The organism is Catenulispora sp. GAS73 (assembly GCF_041262085.1).
Lineage (GTDB): Bacteria > Actinomycetota > Actinomycetes > Streptomycetales > Catenulisporaceae > Catenulispora.
In genome coordinates this window covers 392,522-417,786 of record NZ_JBGCCM010000001.1, presented here as the reverse complement: position 1 = coordinate 417,786, position 25,265 = coordinate 392,522, and the positions used below count along the sequence as shown (strand labels likewise).

Annotated in this window: 21 protein-coding genes; 20 read left to right on the top strand and 1 reads right to left on the bottom strand. The window is 70.0% G+C overall.

The annotated features are described in order from the left end of the window. The first annotated feature begins 286 nt into the window (after positions 1-286). The 13 genes from ABH935_RS01715 to ABH935_RS01655 all read left to right on the top strand — a co-directional run bounded on the left by ABH935_RS01715 (position 287) and on the right by ABH935_RS01655 (position 16,893). Complete coding sequence (locus tag ABH935_RS01715) at positions 287-1,645, top strand: MFS transporter (RefSeq protein WP_370375954.1); 1,359 nt, start codon at positions 287-289, stop codon at positions 1,643-1,645. Beyond that, on the top strand, positions 1,642-2,259 hold the full coding sequence (locus ABH935_RS01710) for a hypothetical protein (protein WP_370375953.1): 618 nt from the start codon (positions 1,642-1,644) through the stop codon (positions 2,257-2,259). The genes ABH935_RS01715 and ABH935_RS01710 overlap by 4 nt, the downstream gene beginning before the upstream one ends. A 168-nt stretch (positions 2,260-2,427) precedes the next feature. Further along, a complete protein-coding gene (locus ABH935_RS01705) occupies positions 2,428-3,885 on the top strand; it encodes a benzaldehyde dehydrogenase (RefSeq protein WP_370375952.1) in 1,458 nt (485 codons plus the stop codon). A 97-nt stretch (positions 3,886-3,982) separates the two neighbouring features. Continuing rightward, positions 3,983-4,597, top strand: a complete 615-nt coding sequence (locus tag ABH935_RS01700) for a hypothetical protein (RefSeq protein WP_370375951.1) — start codon at positions 3,983-3,985, stop codon at positions 4,595-4,597. Positions 4,598-4,602: 5 nt separating this feature from the next. Continuing rightward, positions 4,603-5,442, top strand: a complete 840-nt coding sequence (locus ABH935_RS01695; protein ID WP_370375950.1) for a substrate-binding domain-containing protein — start codon at positions 4,603-4,605, stop codon at positions 5,440-5,442. Between the two features lie 1,112 nt (positions 5,443-6,554). After that, positions 6,555-7,541 carry an ABC transporter permease gene (locus ABH935_RS01690; RefSeq protein ID WP_370375949.1) on the top strand — a complete coding sequence of 329 codons (987 nt, stop codon included), beginning with the start codon at positions 6,555-6,557 and terminating at the stop codon, positions 7,539-7,541. A gap of 3 nt (positions 7,542-7,544) precedes the next feature. Continuing rightward, positions 7,545-8,570 carry an ABC transporter permease gene (locus tag ABH935_RS01685; RefSeq protein WP_370375948.1) on the top strand — a complete coding sequence of 342 codons (1,026 nt, stop codon included), beginning with the start codon at positions 7,545-7,547 and terminating at the stop codon, positions 8,568-8,570. After that, positions 8,570-9,667: an ABC transporter ATP-binding protein gene (locus tag ABH935_RS01680; RefSeq protein ID WP_370375947.1), complete on the top strand. Its 1,098-nt coding sequence runs from the start codon at positions 8,570-8,572 to the stop codon at positions 9,665-9,667. Before ABH935_RS01685 ends, ABH935_RS01680 begins: the two co-directional genes overlap by 1 nt. Then, on the top strand, positions 9,664-11,151 hold the full coding sequence (locus ABH935_RS01675; RefSeq protein ID WP_370375946.1) for an ABC transporter ATP-binding protein: 1,488 nt from the start codon (positions 9,664-9,666) through the stop codon (positions 11,149-11,151). The genes ABH935_RS01680 and ABH935_RS01675 overlap by 4 nt, the downstream gene beginning before the upstream one ends. Before the next feature lie 204 nt (positions 11,152-11,355). After that, positions 11,356-13,071, top strand: coding sequence for an ABC transporter substrate-binding protein (locus tag ABH935_RS01670; RefSeq protein ID WP_370375945.1), 1,716 nt, complete (start codon positions 11,356-11,358; stop codon positions 13,069-13,071). 141 nt (positions 13,072-13,212) lie between these two features. Continuing rightward, a complete protein-coding gene (locus ABH935_RS01665) occupies positions 13,213-14,679 on the top strand; it encodes a GH1 family beta-glucosidase (protein WP_370375944.1) in 1,467 nt (488 codons plus the stop codon). A gap of 55 nt (positions 14,680-14,734) precedes the next feature. Continuing rightward, positions 14,735-15,787: a LacI family DNA-binding transcriptional regulator gene (locus ABH935_RS01660; protein ID WP_370375943.1), complete on the top strand. Its 1,053-nt coding sequence runs from the start codon at positions 14,735-14,737 to the stop codon at positions 15,785-15,787. A 5-nt stretch (positions 15,788-15,792) separates the two neighbouring features. Beyond that, the gene (locus tag ABH935_RS01655) at positions 15,793-16,893 is read left to right on the top strand and encodes a LacI family DNA-binding transcriptional regulator (protein ID WP_370375942.1); all 1,101 of its coding nucleotides are present in this window, start codon (positions 15,793-15,795) and stop codon (positions 16,891-16,893) included. 14 nt (positions 16,894-16,907) lie between these two features. Here ABH935_RS01655 and ABH935_RS01650 read toward each other — a convergent pair whose 3' ends face one another. Continuing rightward, positions 16,908-18,563 (bottom strand): IclR family transcriptional regulator C-terminal domain-containing protein, encoded by a 1,656-nt coding sequence (locus ABH935_RS01650; protein ID WP_370375941.1) that lies wholly within the window; start codon positions 18,561-18,563, stop codon positions 16,908-16,910. Positions 18,564-18,714: 151 nt separating this feature from the next. Between ABH935_RS01650 and ABH935_RS01645 the strand changes: the two genes are divergently transcribed. Genes ABH935_RS01645 through ABH935_RS01615 form a run of 7 tightly spaced genes read left to right on the top strand, consistent with a single transcriptional unit; the run spans position 18,715 to position 25,243 of the window. Further along, positions 18,715-19,473 (top strand): CoA transferase subunit A, encoded by a 759-nt coding sequence (locus ABH935_RS01645; RefSeq protein ID WP_370375940.1) that lies wholly within the window; start codon positions 18,715-18,717, stop codon positions 19,471-19,473. Continuing rightward, on the top strand, positions 19,470-20,105 hold the full coding sequence (locus ABH935_RS01640) for a CoA transferase subunit B (RefSeq protein WP_370375939.1): 636 nt from the start codon (positions 19,470-19,472) through the stop codon (positions 20,103-20,105). Before ABH935_RS01645 ends, ABH935_RS01640 begins: the two co-directional genes overlap by 4 nt. A gap of 7 nt (positions 20,106-20,112) precedes the next feature. Further along, complete coding sequence (gene pcaH, locus ABH935_RS01635; protein WP_370375938.1) at positions 20,113-20,865, top strand: protocatechuate 3,4-dioxygenase subunit beta; 753 nt, start codon at positions 20,113-20,115, stop codon at positions 20,863-20,865. Further along, positions 20,865-21,434, top strand: coding sequence for a protocatechuate 3,4-dioxygenase subunit alpha (gene pcaG / locus ABH935_RS01630; protein ID WP_370375937.1), 570 nt, complete (start codon positions 20,865-20,867; stop codon positions 21,432-21,434). Before pcaH ends, pcaG begins: the two co-directional genes overlap by 1 nt. After that, positions 21,421-22,827: a 3-carboxy-cis,cis-muconate cycloisomerase gene (pcaB, locus tag ABH935_RS01625; protein ID WP_370375936.1), complete on the top strand. Its 1,407-nt coding sequence runs from the start codon at positions 21,421-21,423 to the stop codon at positions 22,825-22,827. The genes pcaG and pcaB overlap by 14 nt, the downstream gene beginning before the upstream one ends. Beyond that, the gene (gene pcaD, locus ABH935_RS01620; protein WP_370375935.1) at positions 22,824-24,050 is read left to right on the top strand and encodes a 3-oxoadipate enol-lactonase; all 1,227 of its coding nucleotides are present in this window, start codon (positions 22,824-22,826) and stop codon (positions 24,048-24,050) included. The genes pcaB and pcaD overlap by 4 nt, the downstream gene beginning before the upstream one ends. Continuing rightward, entirely contained in the window at positions 24,050-25,243 is a 1,194-nt protein-coding gene (locus ABH935_RS01615; RefSeq protein ID WP_370375934.1) for a 4-hydroxybenzoate 3-monooxygenase, read from the top strand. The genes pcaD and ABH935_RS01615 overlap by 1 nt, the downstream gene beginning before the upstream one ends. Positions 25,244-25,265 lie beyond the last annotated feature (22 nt).

Below are 25,265 nucleotides of genomic sequence, written 5' to 3'. Positions count from 1 at the left end.
AAAGACTTCTTCTCAAGTAGAGTCGGCCCGGCGGGCCCAGGGAAACTGGACGAGAACAAACGACTCCCGTGCTCGACCACAGCACCATGTCCTGCTGTGCCCAACTAGAGTGCTGTTGCCACAGGGGAGGAGCTTGCGTGTACACCGTTTCTGACCAGACTGGACAGCGGTTCGGCAGCGCCGAGGGCCGAGGCCGGCCGGCATGCTGACCACGAACGGCCGGCTTGAGCAGGCCTGGCTGTGGCTCGTCGCGGAGCGGCTCACCGACACGAAGCCGGGGTTCTAGATGCGCCGGGCTGGAGCGGCCCTCCTCGCGGTGACCGTGGGGTGCGTACTGGCCGACTCGGCGGTCGTCACCCTGGCCCTGCCGGAGATCTTGCAGCGCCTCCACACCACGGTGGGTCAGGTCGCCTGGGTGCTGATCGCGTTCAACCTCGTCCTCGCCGTGGTCGCCCGGCCCGCCGCGTGGTTCTTCAAGAAACAGGATCCGGCCGTGTGGTGCGCGGCCGGCATCGCGGTGTTCGCCGGGGCCTCGGCGTTGTGCGCGGTAGCCGGTTCCATGGGAGTCCTGATCGCCGCCCGGTCGGTTCAGGCGATCGGCGGCGCGTTCGCGGTGGTCGGCAGCCTTCAGCTCCTGGTCGACGAACTGAGCGAGCGTCGTGGGACGGCGTGGTGGATCGCCGCCGGCGTGTTCGGGACCGCCGTCGGCCCGGTGGCCGGCGGCCTGCTCACCGATGCCTTCTCCTGGCGCTCGATCTTCATCGTCCAGGTGCCGATCGCGGTGCTGGCCGTTCCTGCCGCACTGGCCAGGCGCCGCAGGAACGGGCAGAGCCCTGCCACTGACGACACCGAGACACACCCCGTGCGGATCCGGCCGAACATCGCCCTGGCGCTGCTCTCGGCAGCGCTGACCGCGGCGCTGTTCCTGTTCGTGCTGCTCCTGGTCGACGGCTGGCGTCGATCGCCGGCGGTCGCGGCCGTCACGGTCTCGGTGATTCCGCTCGCGGCGCTCTTCGCCCGGCCGCTGATCCGGATGCTGCGCGCGGGACCGATGGCCCAGACGATGTCGGGGTGCCTGCTCATCGCCGGCGGCCTGGCCGGGCTGGCCCTGCTGCCGTCGGCCGGTCTGGCGTGGACGATCGCACCCCAGGCGCTCGTCGGACTCGGGCTCGGCCTGACGCTGGATCCCTTGACCCTGCAGGCGATGGACGGCCGCACGCCGCACTCCCTGCACGGCGGCTGGACCATCGCGGCCCGGCACGCGGGGGTGGTCCTGGGACTGGCGATTCTCACGCCTGTGTTCGTCGCGGACCTTCGCAGCGCGCAGCCGCCCGCCGAGGAGGCCATCACCGCGCTGGTGCTGAACGCTCCGCTGGCACCCCAGGACAAGATCACGATCGCCCGCGGACTGGCCGATCAGCTGAAGGTGGAGGGCGGCCGGGTGCCCGACCTGGACCCGGCCTTCCAGAAGCTGGACGTGCCCCCGGTGGAGAAGCCCGCCGCGGCGCAGCTTGAGCGTGACCTCAATGCTCAGGTCGAACGCGCAGCCACTCATGCGTTCCGCAACGCCTTCCTGATCGGTGCGGGGCTCGCTCTCGCGGCGATGCTGTCGTTGATCCAGTTCCGTCGAGGGGGCGCGCGATGACCGTCGTGGACCGCCTGCGAGCCGCGGCGCTGCCCGCGCTGGCCGTCGTGCTGGTGAGCGGGGTGCTGGCCGTCCAGCTTGCCAACGGCGGCGGCCACTACAGCCCGCTCAAGCCGGCCGTTTCGTGTGTCATCCAGCCGGCCGGCTCGGTGTCGACGGGGATCGACGGCCTGACCGAGGAAGTCGTCGTGACCGGCCTGGAGGCCGCCGCCTGCCAGCTCGGCGTGACGCGTGAGGCATTCGCCCTGCAGATCGCTCAGCCCGGTGCTCATACGGACGCGCAGATCAATGCGTTGCGAGCCGGACTGCTCACCGCCGTCGACACGCTGAAGGCTGCCGGCAAGCTCCCGAAAGCGTCGCAGCTCGTGCGCGAGGCGGTCGCCGCCTCGGGCATCAGCGGCTTCCGCAAGGTCGCGATCGGGGCGATTCCTGACGCTCTCATTGACAAGACCCTGACGACCGATGACATCTTGCGTCGCACGATCAACGATCTCGACCTGCGGATGCTGCTGACGAACCTCGGTAGCCGTCAGGAGCTGTACAAGCAGGTGGACGCGGCGGTCACGAAGGCGGTCATGGAACGCCTTGCGGATGATCTGCACATTGGTTCCTGATCAGCTCACTGAGGCGCTGCCACTTGCTCAAGCGGTCCGACCGCCAGACACGGCCGGGCCGGGTGGGGTGAAAGGTTGCGGTGGCATCGCATCGGCTTTGCGGCTGATACATAGACGTCAATGCAGCGCTCTGCGAAACTCTCGACATCCCGAGAACAGGAGCCCCGCATGTCCCTTCTCGATCCCGCCATATGGTCCGGCAAAGTCTTCATCGGCGGCTGGACTGCCGCTTCCGGCGGCACTGCGCCTGTCTTCGAGCCTGCTACCGGTTCGGTCTTGGAGCGCATCGGCATTGCGACCGCTGATGACGTTGCTGTCGCGGCCGAGCGTGCCGCGCAGGCTCAGATCGCTTGGGCGCGAGTTCCGTACACCGAGCGCGCTGCCGTCTTGCGGCGGGCCGGTGATCTGTTCGGTCAGTATGCCGATGAGATTCAGGGCTGGCTGATCCGCGAGGCCGGCAGCATTCCCGGCAAGGCAGCCTTCGAGACGGTCACTGCGGCTCAGGAGTGCTATGAGGCTGCGGCGCTGGCCTCGCGTCCGGTCGGCGAGTTGTTGCCGTCCGCTGAGCCTCGGCTCAGTTTGGTGCGGCGGGTGCCGGCCGGGGTGGTCGGAGTTATCGCGCCGTTCAATGTGCCGCTCATTCTCGGGATCCGTTCGGTGGCGCCGGCGCTCGCGCTCGGCAACGCCGTCGTGCTCAAGCCTGATGTGCGCACGGCGGTGTCTGGGGGCGTGGTGATTCAGCGCGTGTTCGAGGAGGCCGGGCTGCCTGAGGGGGTGCTGAGTCTGGTGCCGGGCGGTTCTGAGGTCGGGGCGGCGCTGGTGGTCGAGCCGCGGGTGCGCGTGATTTCGTTCACCGGTTCCACGGCGGCTGGACGCAAGGTCGGGGCTGCCGCGGCTGAACATCTCAAGCGTGCGCATTTGGAATTGGGTGGGAACTCGGCGTTGATTGTGTTGCCGGATGCGGATCTGGATCTTGCTGTGTCCGCCGCGGCGTGGGGGTCGTTCTTTCATCAGGGGCAGGTTTGTATGACGACCGGGCGTCACCTGGTGCACCGGTCTATCGCTGACGAGTATGTCGCGCGTCTGGCGGAGAAGGCCGAGCACCTGCCGGTCGGGGACCCGGCGACGGAGGAGGTGGCGCTGGGGCCGATTATTGATGTCGGTCAGCGGGACAAGATTCATGGGCTGGTTCGGGCCAGTGTTGACGGGGGCGCTCGGTTGGCGGCTGGGGGTACGTATGAAGAGCTCTTCTATCGTCCGACCGTACTGGCTGATGTTACGGACGGCTCGCCTGCGTATGCCGAGGAGGTCTTCGGGCCGGTGGCGCCGGTGCGGGCGTTCGAGGATGTCGATGAGGCTGTCGCGTTGGCGACGGCGTCGCCTTATGGGCTGGCGTTGGGGATTTTGACTGCTGACGTTATGCGCGGGCTGGAACTTGCTGAGCGGATTCCGACCGGGCTGGTTCATGTTAATGACCAGACGGTCAATGATGAGGCGGTGGCGCCGTTCGGGGGGTTCGGGGCGTCTGGGACGGGGGTGCGGTTCGGGGGTGCGGCGAACATTGAGGCGTTTACCGAGACGCGGTGGATTACGGCGCGGGGGACTCAGGCTCGGTATCCGTTCTGAAGCGGTACGGTGCCGGGCATGACGGAGACTTCGGGGAGTGGTGATGTTGTGGGGCCGGCGGGTGTTGCCGTTGGCATGGTGTGGGATTTGGGTGTGGGTGGGGACGTGGTTGGGGGTGGGGGTGTGGGTGCGGGCTTGGACGTGGCTGGGGGTGTGGGTGCGGGCGGCGGTGGCACGGATGCGGGTGCCGGCGGCGCTGGCACGGAGGCGAGTGCGGGCGGCGCTGGTGCTGGCGGTGGCACGGACGCGGGTGTCGGCGGCGCTGGTGGTGGTGGCACGGACGCGGGCGGGGCTGGCGTGGGTGTGGGCAGCACTGGCGCGAGTGCGGGCGGCGTGGGCGTGGGCGGCGCTGGCGCGAGTGCGGGCGGCGCTGGTGCTGGTGCTGGCGCTCGTGCTGGCGGTGGCACGGACGCGGGTGTCGGCGGCGCTGGTGGTGGCGGTGCTGGCACGGAGGCGGGCGTGGGCGGTGCGGGCGCGAGTGCGGACGGGGCTGGCGTGGGCATGGGCGGCGCTGGCGCGAGTGCGGGCGGCGTGGGCGTGGGCGGCGCTGGCGCGAGTGCGGGCGGCGCTGGTGCTGGCGGTGGCGGTGGCGGGGCTGGCGGTGCTGGCACGGACGCGGGCGGGGCTGGCGTGGGCGTGGGTAGCGCTGTTGGTGGGCGGCGGCGCGATTCGTTGCTCGTCGATGTCTTCGCAGGCATTCGGCGGAGGTTGAGTGCGATGGGCGCTGACCTGGTGATGCTTGCTGCCGCGCGTCCGCAGGATGGTGTGGATGCGTATGTCGATGCCGCGCATCGGCATGGGCTGGACGGCGTGATCGTTATGGGCGTCGATGAGGGGCATCCGGCGCTGACGGCGCTGACTGCTTCGGGGCTGGCGTGCGTGGCGGTGGACTTGCCGCTGTATCGGAATCGTACGACGTATGTCGCTTCGGATCATCGTGCGGGGGCTGCGTCGGCGGTCGGCTATCTCCACGCGCTCGGGCACCGCGCCATCGCCACCGTGACCGGGCCGCTGTCGCTCATGCCGGCGGTCGAACGGCTGGTCGGTTACCGCTTCGAGATGGCCCGGACGGGCACGCCGGTACGTCCCGAGTACGTCGTCTCCGGCGAGTACAGCGAGCAGAGCGGCTATGAGTGTGCGCGGCGGCTGATGTCCCTGCCCGAGCCGCCGACGGCTGTGTTCGCCGCCGACGATCGGATGGCGGTTGGGGTCCTGCGGGCGCTGGCGGACCTGGGGGTTTCGGTGCCGGGCGAGGTGTCGGTGATCGGCTTCGATGATGTTGAGGCGGCGTCGTTGGTGCGGCCGGGGTTGACGACGGTGGCGCAGGACTATGTGGCTATTGGAGCTGGGGCTGTGGAGTTGCTGGTGCGGACGATTGGGATGGAGGCGGGGGGTGATGGTGACGGCCGCGGTGATGGCGGTGGTGATGGCCGCGGGGGCGGGGGAGCGGGAGAGGGCGGGGGCGGGGAAGGTCGGCAGCGGCGTGCTGCTGAGCCGGTGTTGGTCGCGACTCGGTTGGTGGTACGGGAGTCTTGTGCTGCGGTCGCAGGGGGTTGATCTTTAAGGCGTTTCGGTTTCGGTGGGCGCGCCCGCTTTGTGGGTGGGTGCTGGTGGCGGGCGGTTGCAGTTGGTTTGTGGTTTACAGGCGATCTTTACGGCTTCGCGCATGGTTTGATGACCTCGCAGGGGGACGCAGTTCGGTTGTGCCTCGCATGTCGCGCTGGCGGCTGCCGGTTTTCGTGAACACGACCGCGCGTCGGTCCGAGTCACTGCGCATGTCGTAGGCGGCAATCGTTGGGCGTGGTGGGTGCCTTGAGGCCTCCGGCGGGCGCTCTACAGCGAGGGGGCGACCCGCGCGTCCGGCGGTTTGGCGGCGGCCCGCGGCTGGTCGGCTTTCTATCCGCTGTTGCCTGCGCCGCGTTGGTCGGCGGCGGTGTTGCTTGTGGTCGCCGGGTTCTGGGTCCCTCGCCGCGTCGTCGCCGTAAACGGAACCAGCCCGGTTTGGCCGTGTAAAGCCGGATCACTGCTGCTGTGGTCCGGTTGCGTTCGGCTTGACACGGCCAAACCGGCCAGGTTGGCAGAGCCCGCCGACGCGGCGAGGGACCCAGAACCAACACCCCGCGTGGTCCGGTCGGACCCGACGAACGACATGGCCGGTCGCGCGGGCCCGTCGCCGTCGGCGGCCTCGGAGTACCCGCCGCGCCGACTCCGTGCGGCTCGCCGGGCCCCGCTGCTGGAAGTCAGCGCTGCCCTCTTCCAAACTTTCAAGAGAGCGCTCTCACGCCCTTCCTCAAGAAACCTTGCCGGTGACGGAGGGCTCTGAGGTCCTCACCGGCTGCCGTCCGGTGCTTCCACCTGCGTGTTTCGAGGTGTTCGGTGCACGTCAGCCCCTGCGGGCTGGCCGGGCTGGGCGCGCCGTGGGCCCGTTTCGGTAGTCGGTAACGTCCTGGTAACGGCTGCTGGAGCCTTGTGAGAGCGCTCTCTTTCGGTTACGGTACCGGCAATCCGCAAGGCAAGAGCACCCCAAGAGCCCCATCCGTGACTCCCGTCCGGCCACCGTCCGTGCCACCCCTGTGAGGGGGGTCAGCGCGCGGTCCCCGAAATGTAGGCAGTCTCATGATTCGTATTCCGGCGATGCCGTCGCGACTGAGAAGAAGGGTGTGTGTGCTGTGAGAGCCATTCTGCGCAGGCTCGCGTTCTATCTTCTCGCCGCCTGGTCGGCCGTGACGCTCAACTTCTTTCTGCCCCGAATGCTGCCTGGCAGTGCGCTGCAGGCGGTGCTCAGTTCCATTCGTTCCGCGCCGATTACGCCGGATGAGCTGCATGCGCTCGAAGCCGAGTACGGTGCCGGTAATAAGAGCTTGTTGTCGCAGTACGCGACCTATATCAGTAACCTGTTTCATGGCGACCTGGGTACCTCGACCAGCAAGTCGGTGCCGGTGACCGACATTCTCGGTACGGACTTGCCGTGGACCATTGGGCTGGTCGGTATCGCTACGGTCATCGCCTTCGTGCTCGGCACGTTCCTCGGGGTGATCGCCGGGTGGCGCCGTGGCGGGTTCCTCGACACGCTGCTGCCGGTTGCGACGTTCTTCCAGGCGATTCCGTACTACATCCTGGCGTTCCTGCTGCTGATGACCATGGGTTACCTGTGGAAGTGGTTCCCGTTGGGCGGTGGTTACGACATCAGTCGTGACTCGACGGTGACGCCCGGGTGGAACGGCGGCTTCATCGGCAGTGTCGTGGACCATGGCTTCCTGCCGGTCGCGACGATTGTGCTGGCCTCCATAGCCGGGTGGATCCTCGGGATGCGCAACGTGATGATCACGACCATGGACGAGGATTACGTGCTGGTCGCGGCTGCCAAGGGGTTGCCTCGGTGGCGGGTGGTGTGGGTGGCGGGGCGGAATGCGATCCTGCCGTCCATCTCGTCGCTGGCGCTGTCCGTGAGCCTGATCGTGACCGGCTCCATCATCACCGAGATCGTCTTCAGTTATCCGGGTCTGGGCCTGGCGATGAACAATGCCACGCTGGACGCCGATTATCCGCTCATGCAGGGCATCCTGCTGTGCGTCACCTTCGCGGTGCTGGTCGTCAACTTCCTGGCCGACATCGTCTATGTGATCCTCGACCCGCGCGCCCGCCGGGAGGCCTGAACCATGTCCGTCGTGGGTGTCGCCACCGCAGAGCCCGTGGGGAACGCCGTCGCCGCCAGGCGGCGTAAGTCCCGCATCACCAAGTCGCCGAAGATCGTCGTCGGCGCTTCGATCCTGGCCTTCTTCGTCTTCATCGCGATCTTCGGTCCGACGCTGGCCCCGCACTCGGCGAGTTGGCAGGCGAGCAACTCCAGCGCCTTCGCGCAGCCGCCGTCGGCGAAGTTCTGGCTCGGTACCGACCGGCAGCAGCACGACATCCTGTCGCAGGTGCTCTCCGGCGGCCGGTCGACGATGGTCATCGCGTTCGTCGCCGGCATCGTCGCCAGCATCCTGTCCATCCTGTTCGGGGTGACCGCCGGGTACATGGGCGGGCTCGTCGACGAGGTGCTGTCCATCATCGCCAACATCTTCCTGGCGCTGCCGGGCTTGCTGATCCTCATGGTCGTGATGAAGCCGCTGCCCGCCGGGGACACCGACAACCCGTTCCTGATCGGGTCTGTCATCGCCCTGACGGCGTGGGCGTATGGGGCACGCGTGCTGCGAGCGCAGACGCTTGCTTTGCGCGACCAGGACTACGTCGAATCCGCGCGGATCATCGGCGAGCGCCGGCCGCGGATCATCGTCTCGGAGATCCTGCCCAACCTGCTGCCGATCCTGGCCTCGTCGTTCATCTTCACCGTCATCTACGGCATCGGGATCTACGTGGTGCTGTCCATCCTCGGCATCATCAACCCGGCGCAGGCGTCCTGGGGCACGATGATCCAGAACGCCCAGGGGGCCAGCGCGATGATCTCGAACGACTGGTGGTGGTACGCGCCGCCGGCGCTGTGCGTGGCGCTGCTGGGCATCGGGCTGGCGCTGCTGAACTTCGGGATCGACGAGATCGTCAACCCGCGGGTCCGGTCCCGGAGGGGGAGTCGGCGCGGTGTGCGGTTCCAGCTGGGCCTGACACCGGTGGTGCGGGCGGCGCGACCGGATTCTTCGTCGAACCTTGATATAGCGGCGCCTGTTCTGGAAGGAGAGAGCTGATGGCCGATCCGGTCCTGGAAGTCCGCGGGCTGTGTGTCGACTACGGCCTGGGCGCCGACGCGGTCCGTGCCGTGACCGACGCCGATCTGGTCCTGCGTCGGGGCGAGGTCCTGGGGATCGCGGGGGAGAGCGGCTCGGGCAAGTCCACGCTCGCCTACGCGCTGACCCGGCTGCTGCGCGCGCCGGGCGTCATCACCGGCGGGGACGTGCTGTTCCACTCGCGCTCGGCCGAGACCGGCGAGACGACGACGGTGGACCTGCTCGCCGCCGGCGCGCACGAGCTGCGGCGCTACCGCTGGTCGGAGATTGCGGTGGTGTTCCAGAGCGCGATGCACGCCCTCAACCCGGTGGCCCGGGTCGAGAATCAGCTCACTGACGTGCTGCGTGTGCACCGGCCGCAGATGTCCGCGCAGGAGCGGCGGGCCCGCGCGGTGGAGATGCTGCGGATGGTCGGGATCAACGCCGACCGGCTGCGCAGCTACCCGCACGAGCTGTCCGGCGGCATGCGGCAGCGCGTGATGATCGCCATGGCGCTGATCCTGCAGCCGCAGATCGTCATCATGGACGAGCCGACGACCGCGCTGGACGTGGTGACGCAGCGGGAGATCCTCGAAGAGCTGATGGCGCTGCGCGACGAGCTCGGGTTCGCCGTCATCTTCATCACCCACGACCTCTCGCTGCTGATCGAGCTCGCGGACTCCATCGCGATCATGTACGCCGGGCGGATCGTCGAGCGGGCCAAGGCCGCGGAGCTCTTCCACGCCCCGCGCCACCCCTACAGCCTGGGGCTGCTGAGCTCCTTCCCGAGCCTGCACGGCGAGCGGGTGCGGATGGAGGGCATCCCGGGCTCGCCGCCGTCGCTGGCCGCGATGCCCGACGGCTGCAAGTTCCACCCGCGCTGTCCGCACGCGATGGACCGCTGCCGGACACAGGAGCCGCCGTTGACCCGGCCGACCGATGAGGGCGGCGGCCGGGTCACGGCCTGCTGGTTGCAGGACGGCCGGCAGGATCCGCCCGAGGCGCTGGCCCGCGCCTACCCGCCGCTCGCAACGCCTTCGGCCTCCGCTGTCGGCGACCTGTCCAGGAGCACTTCATGACCGGCACCACCGAACCCGCCGAGCCGAATGAGAGCGGGGAGTCGACTGAGCTCGCTGAGGTCGCGGAGCCGACCGAGCTCGCCGAGGCGACGGAGACCGCTCAGGCTGGGGAACTCGCTGAGGCCGCCGAACTCGACGAGCCGGTCGAGGCGACCGAGGCGACTGAGGCGACCGAGTCCGCCGCAGCGGTCGAGGCGAGCGCGCCGACCGAGTCCGCCGCAGCGGTCGAGGCGAGCGCGCCGACCGAGTCCGCCGCAGCGGTCGAGGCGACTGAACCCGTCGAGACTGCCGCGCCTGCTGAGCTGGCCACGCCGGTCGAGTCTGCCGCGCCGGTGGACCTCGCGGAGCGGTCACTAGTCGTCCACGGCCCCCGCCGCCCCGGAACCCCGAGGCTGGAGGCGCGCGGTCTGGTCAAGCACTTCCCGCTGCACAGCGGCATCGGCCGCGGCATGGTCGTGCACGCCGTGGAGGACATCTCCCTGGTCCTGCCGGCCGGCACCGTCACCGCGGTGGTCGGCGAGAGCGGCAGCGGGAAGTCGACGCTGGCCCGGCTGCTGACCGGCCTGATCAAGCCCACGGCCGGCGAGGTCCTGCTGGACGGCGTGCCGGTCGGGACCGGTGCGAAGGCGCGGCGCACCTACACCAGCAGCGTCCACCTGGTGTTGCAGGACCCGTTCTCGTCCCTGAACTCCGTGCACACCGTGCGCTACCACCTGGAGCGGCCGCTCAAGCTGCACACCAAGCTGGGACGTGCGGCACGCGCCGAGCGGATGCGGCAGCTGCTGGAACGCGTCTCGCTCACCCCGGCCTCGGACTACCTCGACAAGTACCCGCACGAGCTGTCCGGCGGACAGCGCCAGCGGGTCGCGATCGCCCGCGGTCTGGCCGTGGAGCCGCGGGTGCTGCTGGCCGACGAGCCGGTCTCGATGCTCGACGTGTCGATCCGGCTGGGGGTGCTCAACCTCCTGGACGACCTGCGCACCGGCGAGAACCTGGCCACCATGTACGTCACCCACGACATCGCCTCGGCGCGCTACCTGGCCGACTGCATCGTGGTGATGTACGCCGGTCAGGTCGTGGAGTCCGGGCCCGCCACCCGGATCACCGACGAGCCCGCGCACCCCTACACCCAGCTGCTGCTGAGCGCGGCGCCCGACCCGGCGCGCGCCGAGACCCCGGTGCTGCGCGGCCGGGGAGCGCCGCCGAGCCTGGTGAATCCGCCGTCGGGCTGCCGGTTCCATCCGCGGTGCCCGTTCGCGATGAAGGTGTGCGCGGAGCAGTCTCCCGTCGCTCAGCCGGTGGCCGAGGACCACGTCTCGGCGTGCTGGCTGCACGTCTCAGGGCTCAGCGACGATCAGCGCGAGCCGCTGGCCGCGGCCGCGAGCAACGGAAGCAACGCAAGCAACGCAAGCAACGGAAGCAGTGTGAGCAGTACCAGCAGTGTGAACGGCGCAACCAGCGCAACCAGTAAGGAGACCGCATGAAAGACCGCAGTCGCGAAGGGAGCTCGGGCGGGAACGCCGCCCGCCCCCCGCCGGGGGACGGGCGGCCAGGCTTCGCCCGAGGGGCAACTCGCGCGAAGGGAAGTCAGATCCGTTCCACATCCCGTACAGCCATAGTCATCGCCCATGTCCGCTCAGGACAGGCCGGCCCACAAGCCGGTCCGGATCTTTAGGGAAGTGTACGCAATGCGTCGTACAGCTATCAAAGGGCTAGCCCTGGTCGCGGCCGTCAGTCTCAGTGCGGCGGCGTGCAGCAGCAGCAAGGCCAAGCCGTCGTCGGGCAACAGCAGCACCGGCTCGGGCAAGGTCCGCACGCTGGTGGTCGAGGACAAGCCGGTCGCGTCGTTCACCAACGACTTCAACCCGTTCGACGGCAACTCCTTCGTCGGCCAGGAGAACGCGATCTCGCTGTTCTACGAGCCCCTGTACCAGTTCAACACCCTGAACTCCGCGCAGGCCCCGATCCCGTGGCTGGCGTCGAACTACACCTGGTCCAACGGCAACAAGACGCTCACCTTCACGCTGAAGTCCGGCGTCAAGTGGAGCGACGGCCAGCCGTTCACCTCCGACGACGTGGCCTTCACCTTCACGCTGCTGAAGAACTTCAAGGCGGCCAACACCAACGGCACGCCGGTCCCGGACAGCGTCACGACGACCGACCCGCAGACGGTGGTCCTGAACTACTCCTCCCCGCAGGCCGCGAACTTCCAGGCCATCGCGAACCAGATCATCGTCTCCAAGCACAAGTGGTCGGGGATCACCAACCCGGACAAGGCCGTGGTCACCGGCGCCGACACGGTCGGGACCGGACCGTTCGTACTGGACAACTTCACCCCGCAGAACATCACGCTCAAGGCGAACACGACGTTCCGCGACGGTGCGCCGGCGGTCAAGAAGATCTCCTTCCCGGCCTACGCCGACAACAACGCCGCGACGCTCGCCCTGGCCAACGGCGACATCGACCTGACCGGCAACGACATCAACGACGTGCTGAACACGTTCGTGGCCAAGAGCAAGGACAACCAGCTCTTCCAGAGCACGGCCCCGTACTTCCCGGCGTCGAACACGGTGTCCCTGCTCCTGAACGAGAAGAGCGCCAACGCCCCGGCCCTGGCCGACGTCGCGGTGCGCAAGGCGATCAGCGCGGCGCTGGACCGCACCTCGATGGCGACCCAGTGCGAGACGAACTACGAGCTGCCGGCCTCCTCCTCGGGCGGTCTGACGCTGCCGATCGACCAGAAGTCGCTGGCCCCGGCCCAGACCAACGATCTCAAGCCCGGGCCGGACCCGGACTCCGTCACCTCGTTGCTGACCGCCGACGGCTACACCAAGAACAGCAGCGGCAAGTGGACGAAGAACGGGGCCACGATCAAGTTCACGATCATCGACCCCAACTCCTTCACCGACTACTGGTGCGACGCCGAGGCCATGGTCAAGCAGCTCAACAGCGTGGGCTTCGACATCAAGGACAACGGAGCCTTCGACTACAACAGCTGGAACACCGCGATCACGACCGGGAACTACGACGCGGCGCTGCACTGGGGCCAGGGGACCACGCCGTTCCAGCGGCTGCAGTTCATCCTGGACTCCAGCCTCTCCGCGCCCGCCGGGCAGACCGCGGCCGGTGACTTCGGGCAGTACAAGAGCTCGGCCGCCGACGCCGCGATCGCCGCCTTCGAGGGCGCGACCACCGACGCCGACCAGAGCACGGCGCTGAACACGCTGCAGGGCGTGTTCTCCTCCGACGTGCCGGCCGTCCCGGTGCTGTACGGCGCCGCCTGGTACGAGTTCAGCACGGCGAACTTCACCGGCTGGCCGACCAGCGCCAACCCGTTCGTGAACCCGTCGCCCCGGAGCCAGGACTACGAGTACCTGATCCTGAAGCTCACGCCGAAGCCCTGATCCGACCGGCGAGGCCGGTTAGCGTCCCGGTCGGTCCGGCCGCCTTCTGGGGGCCGGGCCGCCGGGACGCTCGCTGAGAAGGACATCACCACCGCGGCCCGGCAGGGCGGCTGAAGGTTATCGCAAGGAGTTGTCTTAAGAATGAGTACAGGTACGCGGGCCGCGGCCGGTGAAACAGTGTCGGCGAGCGGCCGGAAGGCCCGCACCAGGGCCTTCCCGACCGACTTCCTGTGGGGCGCCGCCACCGCCGCCTATCAGGTCGAGGGCGCGGCCTTCGACGGCGGGCGCACCGCCTCGATCTGGGACACGTTCAGCCGGGTCCCCGGCAAGGTCGTCAACGGCGACACCGGCGACATCGCCGCCGACCACTACCACCGGTTCCGCGACGACATCGCGCTGATGGCGGGCCTGGGCCTGGGCGCCTACCGCTTCTCGCTGTCGTGGAGCCGGGTCCAGCCCGGGGGACAGGGGGCGCCGAACCCCGCCGGGCTGGACTTCTACTCCCGGCTGGTGGACGAACTGCTGGCCAAGGGCGTCAAGCCGGTGGTGACGCTCTACCACTGGGACCTCCCGCAGGAGCTGGAGGACGCCGGCGGGTGGGGCAGCCGCGCCACCAGCGAGCGGTTCGGCGAGTACGCGGCCCTCGCGGCCGAACGGCTCGGCGACCGGGTCGAGCTGTGGACCACGCTGAACGAGCCCTGGTGCTCGGCGTTCCTCGGCTACGCCTCCGGCGTGCACGCCCCCGGGCGGCACGAGCCGGAGGTCGCCCTGCGCGCCGCGCATCACCTCAACCTGGCCCACGGACTCGGGACCCAGGCCCTGCGCGCGGCGCTGCCGGCCGGCTCGCGGGTGGCGCTGACCGTCAACCCGGCCGAAGTCCGGCCGCTGAGCCAGGCGCCGGAGGACCTGGACGCCGCGCGGCGGGTGGACGCGCTGCAGAACCGGATCTTCCTCGACCCGGTCCTGCGCGGCTCCTACCCGCAGGACCTGATCCGGGACACCGCGCACGTCACGGACTGGTCCTTCGTCCAGGACGGCGACCTGGCGGCCGTGAGCGCCCCGATCGACCTGCTCGGGGTGAACTACTACAACCCGGTGGTGGTCGGGGCGGCGGCCGCGGACGGCGTCGAGCCCGAGCGCGGGGTCGACGGCCACGGCGCCAGCGACTTCTCGCCGTGGGTCGGCAGCCAGTCGCTGCGCTTCGTCCGGATGCCCGGCGAGCCGACCGCGATGGGCTGGCCCATCGACGCCTCCGGCCTGCACGACCTGCTGCTGCGCATCCACCGCGACTACGGCCCGATCCCGATCGCGATCACCGAGAACGGCGCCGCGTTCCACGACTACGTCGGCCCCGACGGCGAGGTGCGCGACCCCCAGCGGGTGGAGTACCTGCGCGGCCATCTGGTCGCGGTCCACGACGCCATCGAGGCCGGAGTCGACGTCCGCGGCTACTTCTGCTGGTCGCTGTTGGACAATTTCGAATGGGCTTACGGCTACTCCCGGCGCTTCGGGGTGGTCCACGTCGACTTCGCGACCCAGCGGCGTACGGTGAAGGCCAGCGGGAACTGGTACTCAGGCGTCATCGCGGCCAACGCGGTCCAGGGTTGACGCCCGGTGGTGCCGGTGCCCGCCGGCATGACTTGCAAGGAGCACAGGCGAGAACATGACAGGCAAGGACGGGGGAATCCCGGAGACGACGGTGCCGCGCACGCCGGACACGGCGGCACCGACCCTGGAGACGGTGGCCGCCGAGGCCGGCGTCTCCAGGGCCACCGTCTCCCGCGTCGTCAACGGCTCGCCGAAGGTCTCGCAGGAGGTGCGCGAGGTCGTCGAGGCGGCGGTGGCCCGGCTGGGCTACGTGCCCAACCGGGCCGCGCGCTCGCTGGTGACCCGCCGGACCGGCTCGGTGGCGCTGGTGGTCAGCGAGGCGGAGATGAAGGTCTTCACCGATCCGCTGCTCGCGGCCATGGTGCGGTCCCTGGGGGTGGCGCTGTCCTCGCACGACGTCCAGCTGGTCCTGATGATGGTCCGCGCCGACCACGAGCGGCAGCGGCTGACCGGCTACCTGCTCGGCGGGCACGTCGACGGCGTGTTCCTGATGTCGCTGCACGAGGGGGACCCGCTGCCGCAGATCCTGTCCGACTCGGGCATCCCGGTGGTCCAGATGGCGCGGCCGCTCGGCGACGTCAAACTGCCCTACGTCGACGTCGACAACGTCCACGGCGCCCGGCTGGCGGTCCGGCACCTGGTGGCCATCGGCCGCCAGCGGATCGCCACCATCGCCGGACCGCACGACATGGTGGCCGGCGTCGACCGCCTCGACGGCTTCCGCCAGGAGCTGCTCGCGGCCCGGATGGCCGACCACCGTGTCGCCTTCGGCGACTTCAGCCAGTCCTCCGGCGAGCAGGCGATGCTCGCGCTGCTGGCCGACCACCCGGATCTGGACGCCGTGTTCTGCGCCAGCGACCTGATGGCCGCCGGCGCGCTGCGGGCCCTGCGCCGCCACGAGCGCCGGGTCCCGGAGGACGTCGCCGTCGTCGGCTACGACGACCTGGACGTCGCCATGCTCACCGAGCCGCCGCTGTCCACCGTCAGCCAGCCCGTCGAGGCGATGGCCGTGACGATGGTGGACATGCTGCTCTCCCGGGTCGCGGGGCGTCCCAAGCCGAGCCCGGCGATCCTGCCGACCCGCCTGGTGCTGCGCGCCTCGGGGTGAGCCGGATGCCGGAACGCACAGCGCAGCCGACCCTGGCCGACGTCGCGGCCATGGCGGGAGTGTCCGTGGCCACGGCGTCGCGGGCGCTGAACGGCGCCGCCGGGGTCAGCCGGAGTGCGCGGGCTGATGTGCAAGCGGCGGCGGCGCGGTTGTCGTATGTCCGGCTGCGGACTCGGAGAACGTCGGCGGCCTTTTCGGCTGGTCCGGTGAACGGGGCGAGCCGGGTGAGCGCGGGGGACGCGGCGCGTGCCGTGGGTTCGACGCGCGCCTGTCGGGAGGCCGGATCGTCCGGTCTGGTCGCGGCGATCGTGTGCGAGGACGGCGCGCGCATGTTCGCCGATTCGTTCTTCTCCCGGTTGCTGCTGGGCGTGACCGGCGCGCTGCCGGTCGGCGAGGTCCAGTTGGCGATGCTGGCGATCCGCGGACCGGCGGACCGTTCGGCGGCCGAGCGGTTCCTGACCCGCAGCCGCCCGGACGGCGTGCTGATGATCAGCGCGCACGACGGCGAACCGGTCGCGGCCTGCGTCCGGGCACTCGGGGTGCCGACGGTGCTCGTGGGGCGTCCGCTGTCGGGGAACTCGCATTCCTACGTCGATGTGGACAATCGATCCGGCGCTACTGAAGCGGTGGAACACCTCATCGGCGCGGGCCGACGGGCGATCGCGACGATCGCCGGTCCGCAGGATATGGCCGCCGGGGTGGACCGCCTGGCGGGTTACCGCGACGCGGTTCGCGAAGCGGGGATGCCGCAGGTGTCCGTGGTCGGCGACTTCTCCGGACCGTCGGGGGAGCGCGCTATGGCGAGCCTGCTGAACGCCCGCCCGAACCTCGACGCGGTGTTCGCCGCCTCCGACCTCATGGCGGCCGGCGCGCTCCGGGCGTTGTGCCGGGCCGGACGCCGCGTGCCCGACGACGTGGCTGTCGTCGGGTTCGACGACGCTCCGCTGGCGGCGCATACCCGGCCACCGCTGACCACGGTGCGGCAGCCGGTGGAGGACATGGGAGCGGCGATGGCGCGCCAGCTGCTGCGGGGGATAGCCGACGGCGCCGGACTTGTGGAGCCGGTCATCCTTGGGACCACGCTCGTGCGTCGCGGGTCAAGCTGACTACTCTAAATATGTCAGTGCACTGCTGAGGGCTTGAGCGCGAAGGCGAGTCCGACATCTTCGCTGATCCGTGATGCGGTCTCGCGTAATGCGGGAAGCAACTCTCGGGGCATATCGATCGCCGAGGTCCTTCCCGCCGGAAGCGCGATGTTCACTGCCGCCACGACTCGGCCGTCCGGTCCCCGCACTGGCACGGCGATCGAGCGCACCCCCTCCTCCAGTTCCTCGTCCGCGATCGCGAACCCGTCGTGGCCGGCCTCGGTGAGCAGGGCTTCGAACCGGGCCCGGTCGGTGACGGTGTGCGAGGTCAGCGGTGCGAACTCGGCGTCGGCCAGCCAGGCCGCGCGCTGCTCGGGCGTGAGCGCCGCAAGCAGGACCCGCCCCATCGACGTCGCATAGGCGGGGAACCGCGTGCCCACCGTGATCTCGACCCGCATGATCCGGCTCGCGGCGACGCGTGCGATGTAGCGGATGTCCTGGCCGTCCAGCACGGCGACCGAGGCGGACTCGTGGACCCGGTGGACGAGCTCGACCAGATGCGGCTGGACCAGATCGGCGAGCGGACGTGCGGAGACAGTCGGGTAGCCGAGGTCCAGGACGCGGGGCAGCGGGGTGAAGCGGCGGCCGTCGAGGGCGACGTAGCCGAGCTGTTCCAACGTCAGCAGGGAGCGTCGGGCTGTGGCCCGGGGGAGCGCCGTGGCATCCGCGACCTCGGTGAGCGTCATGCCGCCCGGGGTGGACAACGTGGCGAGCACGCTCAGGCCTCGCGCCAGCGACTGCAGGTACTCCGGGCCCAGTTCCTGTTTGGGATCCAGGGAATTGTCGCGGGACGGGATTGATGCAGCGGGGCGGTCTTCGGGTTCTTCGAGCGCCGCCGTCATCTGCCGGGCTGTACCGTGCAGCCGCTTCAGAACGTGATCGTGCAGCGAGGCGGCCGAGTGCCGGCTGGAGTGGCTGACCACGCTCAGTGCGGCGACGACGTGCCCTGACACGTCCCGGACCGGCACGGCCATCGCGACGAGTCCCGGCTCGATCAGCTGGTCGTCGAGCGCCCAGTCGGTGTCGCGGGCCGCCACGGCCAGGGCGCGGAACTGCGCGGCGGTCAGCCGCGGTTGCCGGTGCGCGCGGCCCAGGGCGGGAAACGACGCGTCCTCGGGATCGGCGGCCATACGGGCCTGCCAGCGTTCGAAGGCCTGCTCGTCCCACTCGGCGGCGAACAGGATTCCCGGGGCGCAGCGTTCGGCCGGCAGGGCGTCGCCGGTGCGGAAGGTGACGGACAACGCGCGCCGTCGCGGTGTCTGCACGACGAAACGCACCGCGTCGCCGTCCGGGACCGCCAGGGAGACGGACTCGTCGATCTCGTCGGCGAGGGCCTCGGCCAGCGGTCCGAGCCGCTCGGCCAGGCGTCCGGAGCGCAGGTAGGCCAGGCCGAGTTCCAGCACCCGGGGCGCCAGCGCCAGTTCCCGGCCGCCTTCGTCGCGCAGGTAGCCGAGCCGCAGGAGGGTCGTGGCGATCCGGTCGACCGGCGAGCGCGCCAAGCCGGTCGCGCGCGCCAGATCGCTGGCCCGCATCCGGCCGCCGGGGGCCGGCGCGAGCGCGCGCAGGACGGACAGTCCGCGTTCCAGCGGGCCGACAGACACGTCGCCGGCGTCGGCGGCGGTCGGTGCCATGGATCCTCCTTGTGGTTCGCCAAACCGTAACCGGTCGGGGCCGTTGACACGTGCGGCGTTGCGGTGAACACTCTCGGGGTCACAGTTTACGAAAGATAGTTCACTGGGCGAACACTAGTGGGTTCGGTGTATGCCGGCGGGAAGGCAGTGGATGGACAAGGTGGTGCGATCGGCGGATGAAGCCGTGGCCGACATCGGCGAAGGCGCGTCCCTGGCGGTCGGCGGCTTCGGGCTCAGCGGCGTCCCCGAGACGCTGATCCGCGCGCTGTTCCAGCAGGGCGCCGGTCGGCTGAGCGTGGTGTCCAACAACTGCGGCGTGGACGGCGGCGGCCTGGGCGTCCTGTTGGCGGCAGGGCGCATAGCCCGGGTCACCGGCTCGTACGTGGGGGAGAACAAGGAGTTCGCGCGCCAGTACCTGTTCGGGGAGTTGGAGGTCGAACTGGTGCCGCAGGGCACGCTGGCCGAGCGGCTGCGCGCCGGCGGCTGCGGCATCCCGGCGTTCTTCACCCCGGCCGGCGTCGGCACCTTGGTCGCGGACGGCGGGCTGCCCTGGCGCTACGCGGCCGACGGCGGCATGGCCGTCGCCTCCCCGCCGAAGGAAGTCCGCGCGTTCGACGGCCGCGACCACGTGCTGGAGCGCGGTATCACCACAGACTTCGCCCTGGTCCGGGCGGCGCGCGGCGACCGGCACGGCAACCTGGTCTTCACCAAGGCCGCGCGCAACTTCAACCCGCTGGCCGCGATGGCCGGCCGCGTCACCGTGGCCGAGGTCGAAGAACTCGTCGAACCCGGGGCGCTCGACCCCGACTCGGTCCACCTGCCTGGCGTGTTCGTGCGGCGGGTGGTCGTGTTGACTGCGGAGCAGGCCGCCGACAAGCCCATCGAGAAGCGGATGGTGCGGACGTCATGAGCTGGACCAGGAACGAGATGGCGGCGCGCGCCGCCGCGGAGCTGACCGACGGCTCCTATGTGAACCTGGGCATCGGACTGCCGACGCTGGTGCCCGGATTCCTCGCCGACGACGTCGACGTGGTCCTGCACTCGGAGAACGGTCTGCTGGGCGTCGGCCCTTATCCGAGCCCTGAGGAAGTCGACCCGGATCTGATCAACGCCGGCAAGGAGACCGTCACGGTCCGGCCGGGCGCCGCCTTCTTCGACTCGGCGCTGTCTTTCGGGATGATCCGGGGCGGCCACATCGATACCGCGATCCTCGGCGCCATGCAGGTGTCCGCCCACGGCGATCTGGCCAACTGGATGATCCCCGGCAAGATGGTCAAGGGCATGGGCGGTGCGATGGACCTGGTCCACGGCGCCCGCCGGGTCATTGTGCTGATGGAGCACACGGCGAAGGACGGCTCGCCGAAGATCGTGCCGGAATGCACGCTCCCGCTCACCGGGCGGCGCTGCGTGGACCGCGTCATCACCGACCTGGGCGTTCTGGACGTCACCGACGAGGGCTTGGTCCTGGTGGAGACCGCGCCCGGGGTCGCCACCGACGAGATCGCGCGCCGCACGGCCGCTCCCCTCCGGCTGGAAAGGTAACGCCCTCATGGCACTGACGCAGCAGGACATATCCCAAGAGATCGCCGAACGATCCCGGGCGTATGACGAGGCCGAGCGGACACAGCATCACCCGGCGCGCGACTACGCGCCCTACCGCAGCAGCCTGCTACGCCACCCCAAGCGGCCGCTCGTCACCGTGCGGGACCCGGAGGCGGTCGAGCTGTCAGGCCCCGTGTTCGGCGTCACCGACGTCACCGAACTGGACACGGACCTGACCCGCCAGCACACCGGCGAACCGCTCGGTGAGCGGATCACGGTGACCGGCCGAGTCCTGAACCGCGACGGCCGGCCCGTGCGGGGGCAGCTGGTCGAGATCTGGCAGGCCAACGCCTCCGGCCGCTACACGCACCAACGCGACCAGCATTCGGCCCCGCTCGACCCGAACTTCACCGGCGTCGGCCGCTGCCTGACCGACGACGAGGGCGGCTACCGGTTCACCACGATCAAGCCCGGCGCCTACCCCTGGCGCAACCACGCCAACGCCTGGCGGCCGGCGCACATCCACTTCTCGCTGTTCGGCAGCGCCTTCACCCAGCGCTTGGTCACCCAGATGTACTTCCCCGGCGACCCGCTCTTCGTCTACGACCCCATCCTGCAATCCGTCACCGACTCCGCCGCCCGCAACCGACTCGTCGCCGCCTACGAGTACGACCTGTCGGCGCCGGAATGGTCGCTCGGCTACCGCTGGGACATCGTCCTCGACGGTCCGGCGGCTACCTGGATCGAGGAAGGACGCTGATGCCCGGCGAGGAGTTCGCACCGACCCCGTCCCAGACCGTCGGGCCTTTCTACGGGTACGCGCTGCCGTTCCCCGACGGCGGCGCGATCGCCCCGGCCGGGCATCCGGACACCGTCACCGTGCACGGCCACGTCTTCGACGGCGCCGGGGAGCCGGTGCCCGACGCGCTGCTGGAGATCTGGCAACCGGCCCCGGACGGCACGCGCTCCGGCGCGCCCGGATCGCTGCGCCGCGACCCGACAACCGGCGGATTCGCCGGTCGGGACGGCGTCAGCTTCACCGGGTTCGGGCGCGTCGCCACCGACGCCGCCGGCCACTACGTCATTCGCACGCTGCCACCCGGCGGCGTGCCGTACCTGTCGGTCTGTGTTTTCGCTCGCGGCCTCTTGCACCACCTGTTCACTCGCATCTATTTTCCCGGTTCCGATCTGACCGGCGATCGCCTGCTCGACGCGGTGGGTCCGGAGCGACGCAGCACTCTGATCGCGGAACAGGAGTCGGAGCGGGTTTACCGGTTCGACGTCCATCTACAGGGGGAGAAGGAGACGGTCTTCCTTGACTTCGGCTGATCAGAACCCTGATGTGGCGTGGCTCGCCGCCGACGTCGGCCTGCTCGCACCTGCCCGAGTCGGCACCCGCGTCGAAGCGGCCACCGGCGACGCCGCGTTCCTGCAAGCGATGCTTGATGCTGAGACCGCGCTGGTCCGCGCGCAGGCCGGGATCGGCCGGGCTCCGGCGTCCGCTGCGGCGGTGGTTACCGAATCGGCGCGCGCTGAGCGGTTCGACGTGCGGGGCATCGCTTTGCGGGCGCGTGGCGGCGGCAATCCGGTGATTCCGTTGATCGCCGATCTCAAGGCTGCCGTGCCGGTCGAGGCGGCGCCGTTTGTTCATCAGGGTGCTACCAGCCAGGACATCATGGACAGCGCGTTCATGCTGGTCGCCGCTCGAAGCGTGGGGTTGGTGCTCGACGACCTCCGGCGCATCGTCGATGCGTCGGGCCGATTGGCCGCCACGTATCAGGGCACGCCGATGGCTGGTCGGACGCTGACCCAGCACGCGGTGCCCACGACATTCGGGCTCAAGGTCGCCGGGTGGCGCAGCCTGGTGCTGGACGCTGCGGACCGGCTGGTCGCGCTGCGCCTGCCGTGCCAGCTCGGTGGGGCGGCAGGGACGCTGGCCGCGTTCGAAGTTCCGGCCAGTGTCCCCGGTTCCGGCTCCGCTCTGGACCTCGTCGAGGCGTTCGCGGAGGAGCTGGGTCTGGCCGCGCCGCAGCTGCCGTGGCACACGCTCCGCACGCCGATCGCCGACCTCGCCGCTGCGCTCGCGGTCACCGTCGGCGCGCTCGGGAAGATCGCGGCCGATGTGCTGGTGCTTACCCGCACCGAGATCGGCGAGGTCGCCGAGGGCGACGCGGGCGGTTCCTCGGCCATGCCGCACAAGGCGAATCCGGTCCGCGCCACGCTGATCGCCGCCGCCGCGCGTCAGGCGCCGGGGCTGACCGCCGTGATGTTCGGCGCGCTCGCCGCCGAGGACGAGCGTCCCGCCGGCGCCTGGCACGCCGAATGGCAGACGTTGCGGGAACTGCTTCGGCTCGCCGGCGGCGCGGCCGAGACCGCTGTCGCGCTGGTCGAGAACCTGCGTGTCTTTCCCGACCGGATGCTTCAGAACCTGAACCTGACGCGCGGGCTCGTGGTCAGCGAGCGACTCGCTGCGGAGTTGAGCGATCTCATCGGTCGCGAACCGGCGAAGAAGATGCTCACCGATGCCGCTCAGCAGGTCGCCCGCGACGGTCGGAGCCTTGAGGAGATCCTGGCGGAAGCACCTGAACTCCACGGCCGGATCAGCCGGGACCAGCTGCGTCGGCTCGCTGATCCGGTGGACTACCTCGGTGCGGCCTTGGCGTTGGTCGACCGCGCTTTGGAACGAACTATGCCGGCGTTCTCGAAGGGGAGCAGCATATGAGCCCTCTGCTGCACTTCGTCGTTGACGGTCCGGCGGACGCACCGCCGTTGCTGCTGGGGCCATCCCTCGGCACATCCCTGGCAGTATGGGACGCGCAAGTCAGTGCCCTGGCCCGGCACTACCGGGTGGTCCGTTGGGATCTTCCCGGGCATGGTGGTTCTTCGACTGATCTGGTCGGCGCCGGGGCTACCGTCGCCGATCTGGCCGACCTGGTCCTCGCCGTGGCCGACCAGCTGGGGCTGGCGCGCTTCGGCTACGCGGGCATCTCGATCGGCGGGGCGGTCGGCGCCGATCTCGCCGTCAGCCATCCCGAGCGGATCGACTCGCTCGCCCTGATCTGCTCGTCCGCGCGTTTCGGCGACCCGCAGGCGTGGCGGCACCGGGCGGCGCAGGTCCGGCGCGCCGGGACTGGCGCCCTGGCTGCCTCGGCGGCGGATCGCTGGTTCACCCCGGCTTTCGCCGACGCCGCGACGATCGCGGGGCTGGTCGGCGACCAGCGTGCGGCCGATCCGGAGGGTTACGCAGCATGCTGTGACGCTCTCGCCGGGTACGACCTTCGCGCGGAGTTGGGTCGTATCAGCGCGCCGACGCTCGTCATCGCGGGGCGGCAGGACGTTGCGACGCCGCCGTCGCACGCGCGGGAGCTTGTCGACGGTATCGGCGGCGCGGGCCTGGTGGAGATCCCCGGCGCCGGGCACCTCGCGCCGGTCGAACAGCCGGGCGCCGTGCTCGACGCGCTGCTCGTCCATCTTGGCCACGGCCAGCTCGGCCAGCTCGGCCAGCTCGGCCAGCTCGGCCAGCTCGGCCAGCCGCCATCCACCGACGCCGCACGGCGCGCCACTGGTGTGGCCGTCCGCCGTGCCGTCCTCGGCGACGCCCACGTCGACCGGGCTGCCGCCGGCACCACCGCGCTCACCGCTGATTTCCAAGACTTCATCACCCGCTACGCCTGGGGCGAGATCTGGACCCGCCCCGGCCTGGACCGCCGTACCCGCAGCTGCATCACGCTCACCGCCTTGGTCGCCGGCGGCCATCATGCGGAGCTGGCCATGCATGTCCGAGCCGCCCTCCGCAACGGCCTCACCGCCGAGGAAATCGGAGAGGTGCTGCTGCAGACCGCTGTCTACTGCGGTGTTCCGGCGGCCAACGCGGCCTTCGCCGTCGCGAACAAGGTGCTGTACGGCTCTGACGATCCCGAAGAAGACAACAAGGGCGGCCACTGATGCACACCACCGTCGGTATCGTCGGCGCCGGCCCCGCCGGGCTGCTCCTGGCGCGGCTCTTGCACCAGGCCGGCATCGACTCCGTGGTCCTGGAAGCGCGCGACCGCGACTACGTCGAGCAGCGGCAGCGTGCCGGGATCCTCGAACAGGTCACCGTTGACGCCCTGCGCTCAGCCGGGGCCGGGGCACGCATGGACCGCGAGGGCATCGTGCACCACGGCATCGAACTCCGCTTCGACGGCCGGTCCCACCGCGTTGACTTCCCCGGCTTGGCCGACGGCCGCAACGTCATGGTCTACGCGCAGACCGAGATGGTCAAAGACCTGATAGCGCTGCAGCTCGCCGAGGGCGGGCCACTGCTGTTCGAAGCCGAGGTGCTGGCCGTGGAACAGCCGGTGGACCAGCCCGACGGCGCGCCTCTGAACGTGCGCTACCACCACCAGGGCCGCGAGCAGATCCTCACGTGCGACTGGGTCGTCGGCTGCGACGGCTTCCACGGCGTCGTCAAGAACGCCATCCCGGAGAGCCTGCGACGTACCTACGAGCGCGAGTACCCCTACTCCTGGCTCGGGATCCTCGCCGACGCGCCGCCGGTCTACGACGAGCTGATCTACGCGCACTCCGACCGCGGCTTCGCGCTGGCTTCGATGCGTTCCGCGACCGTCAGCCGCCTGTATCTCCAAGTCCCCAACGGCACCGACCCGGCAGACTGGCCCGACGACCGGATCTGGGACGAACTCGACCAGAGGTTCGCCCTGCGCGGCGCCCCCGGCTGGCGGCTGACCCGCGGCCCGATCACCGCCAAGGCGGTGCTGCCGATGCGCAGCCACGTCACCGAGCCGATGCGCCACGACCGGGTCCTGCTGGCCGGCGACGCGGCCCACATCGTCCCGCCGACCGGCGCCAAGGGCCTGAACCTCGCCGCCGCCGACGTCATCGTCCTGGCCCGGGCCCTCGCCCGGCTGCGCCGAACCGGCTCCACGGACCTGCTCGACGCCTACTCCGACACCTGCCTGCAGCGAGTCTGGCGCGCCGAACACTTCTCGCACTTCATGACCACGACCCTGCACAAGGACCCGGCCCAGCCCCCTTTCGACACCCGCCTGCAACTGTCGCAGCTCGCCCGCATCGCCGCCTCGCCGCACGCGTCTGCGGAACTGGCCCAGAATTACGTCGGGGTCCCGATCGCGTGAGCCTGATCTCGTCAGGCCTCTT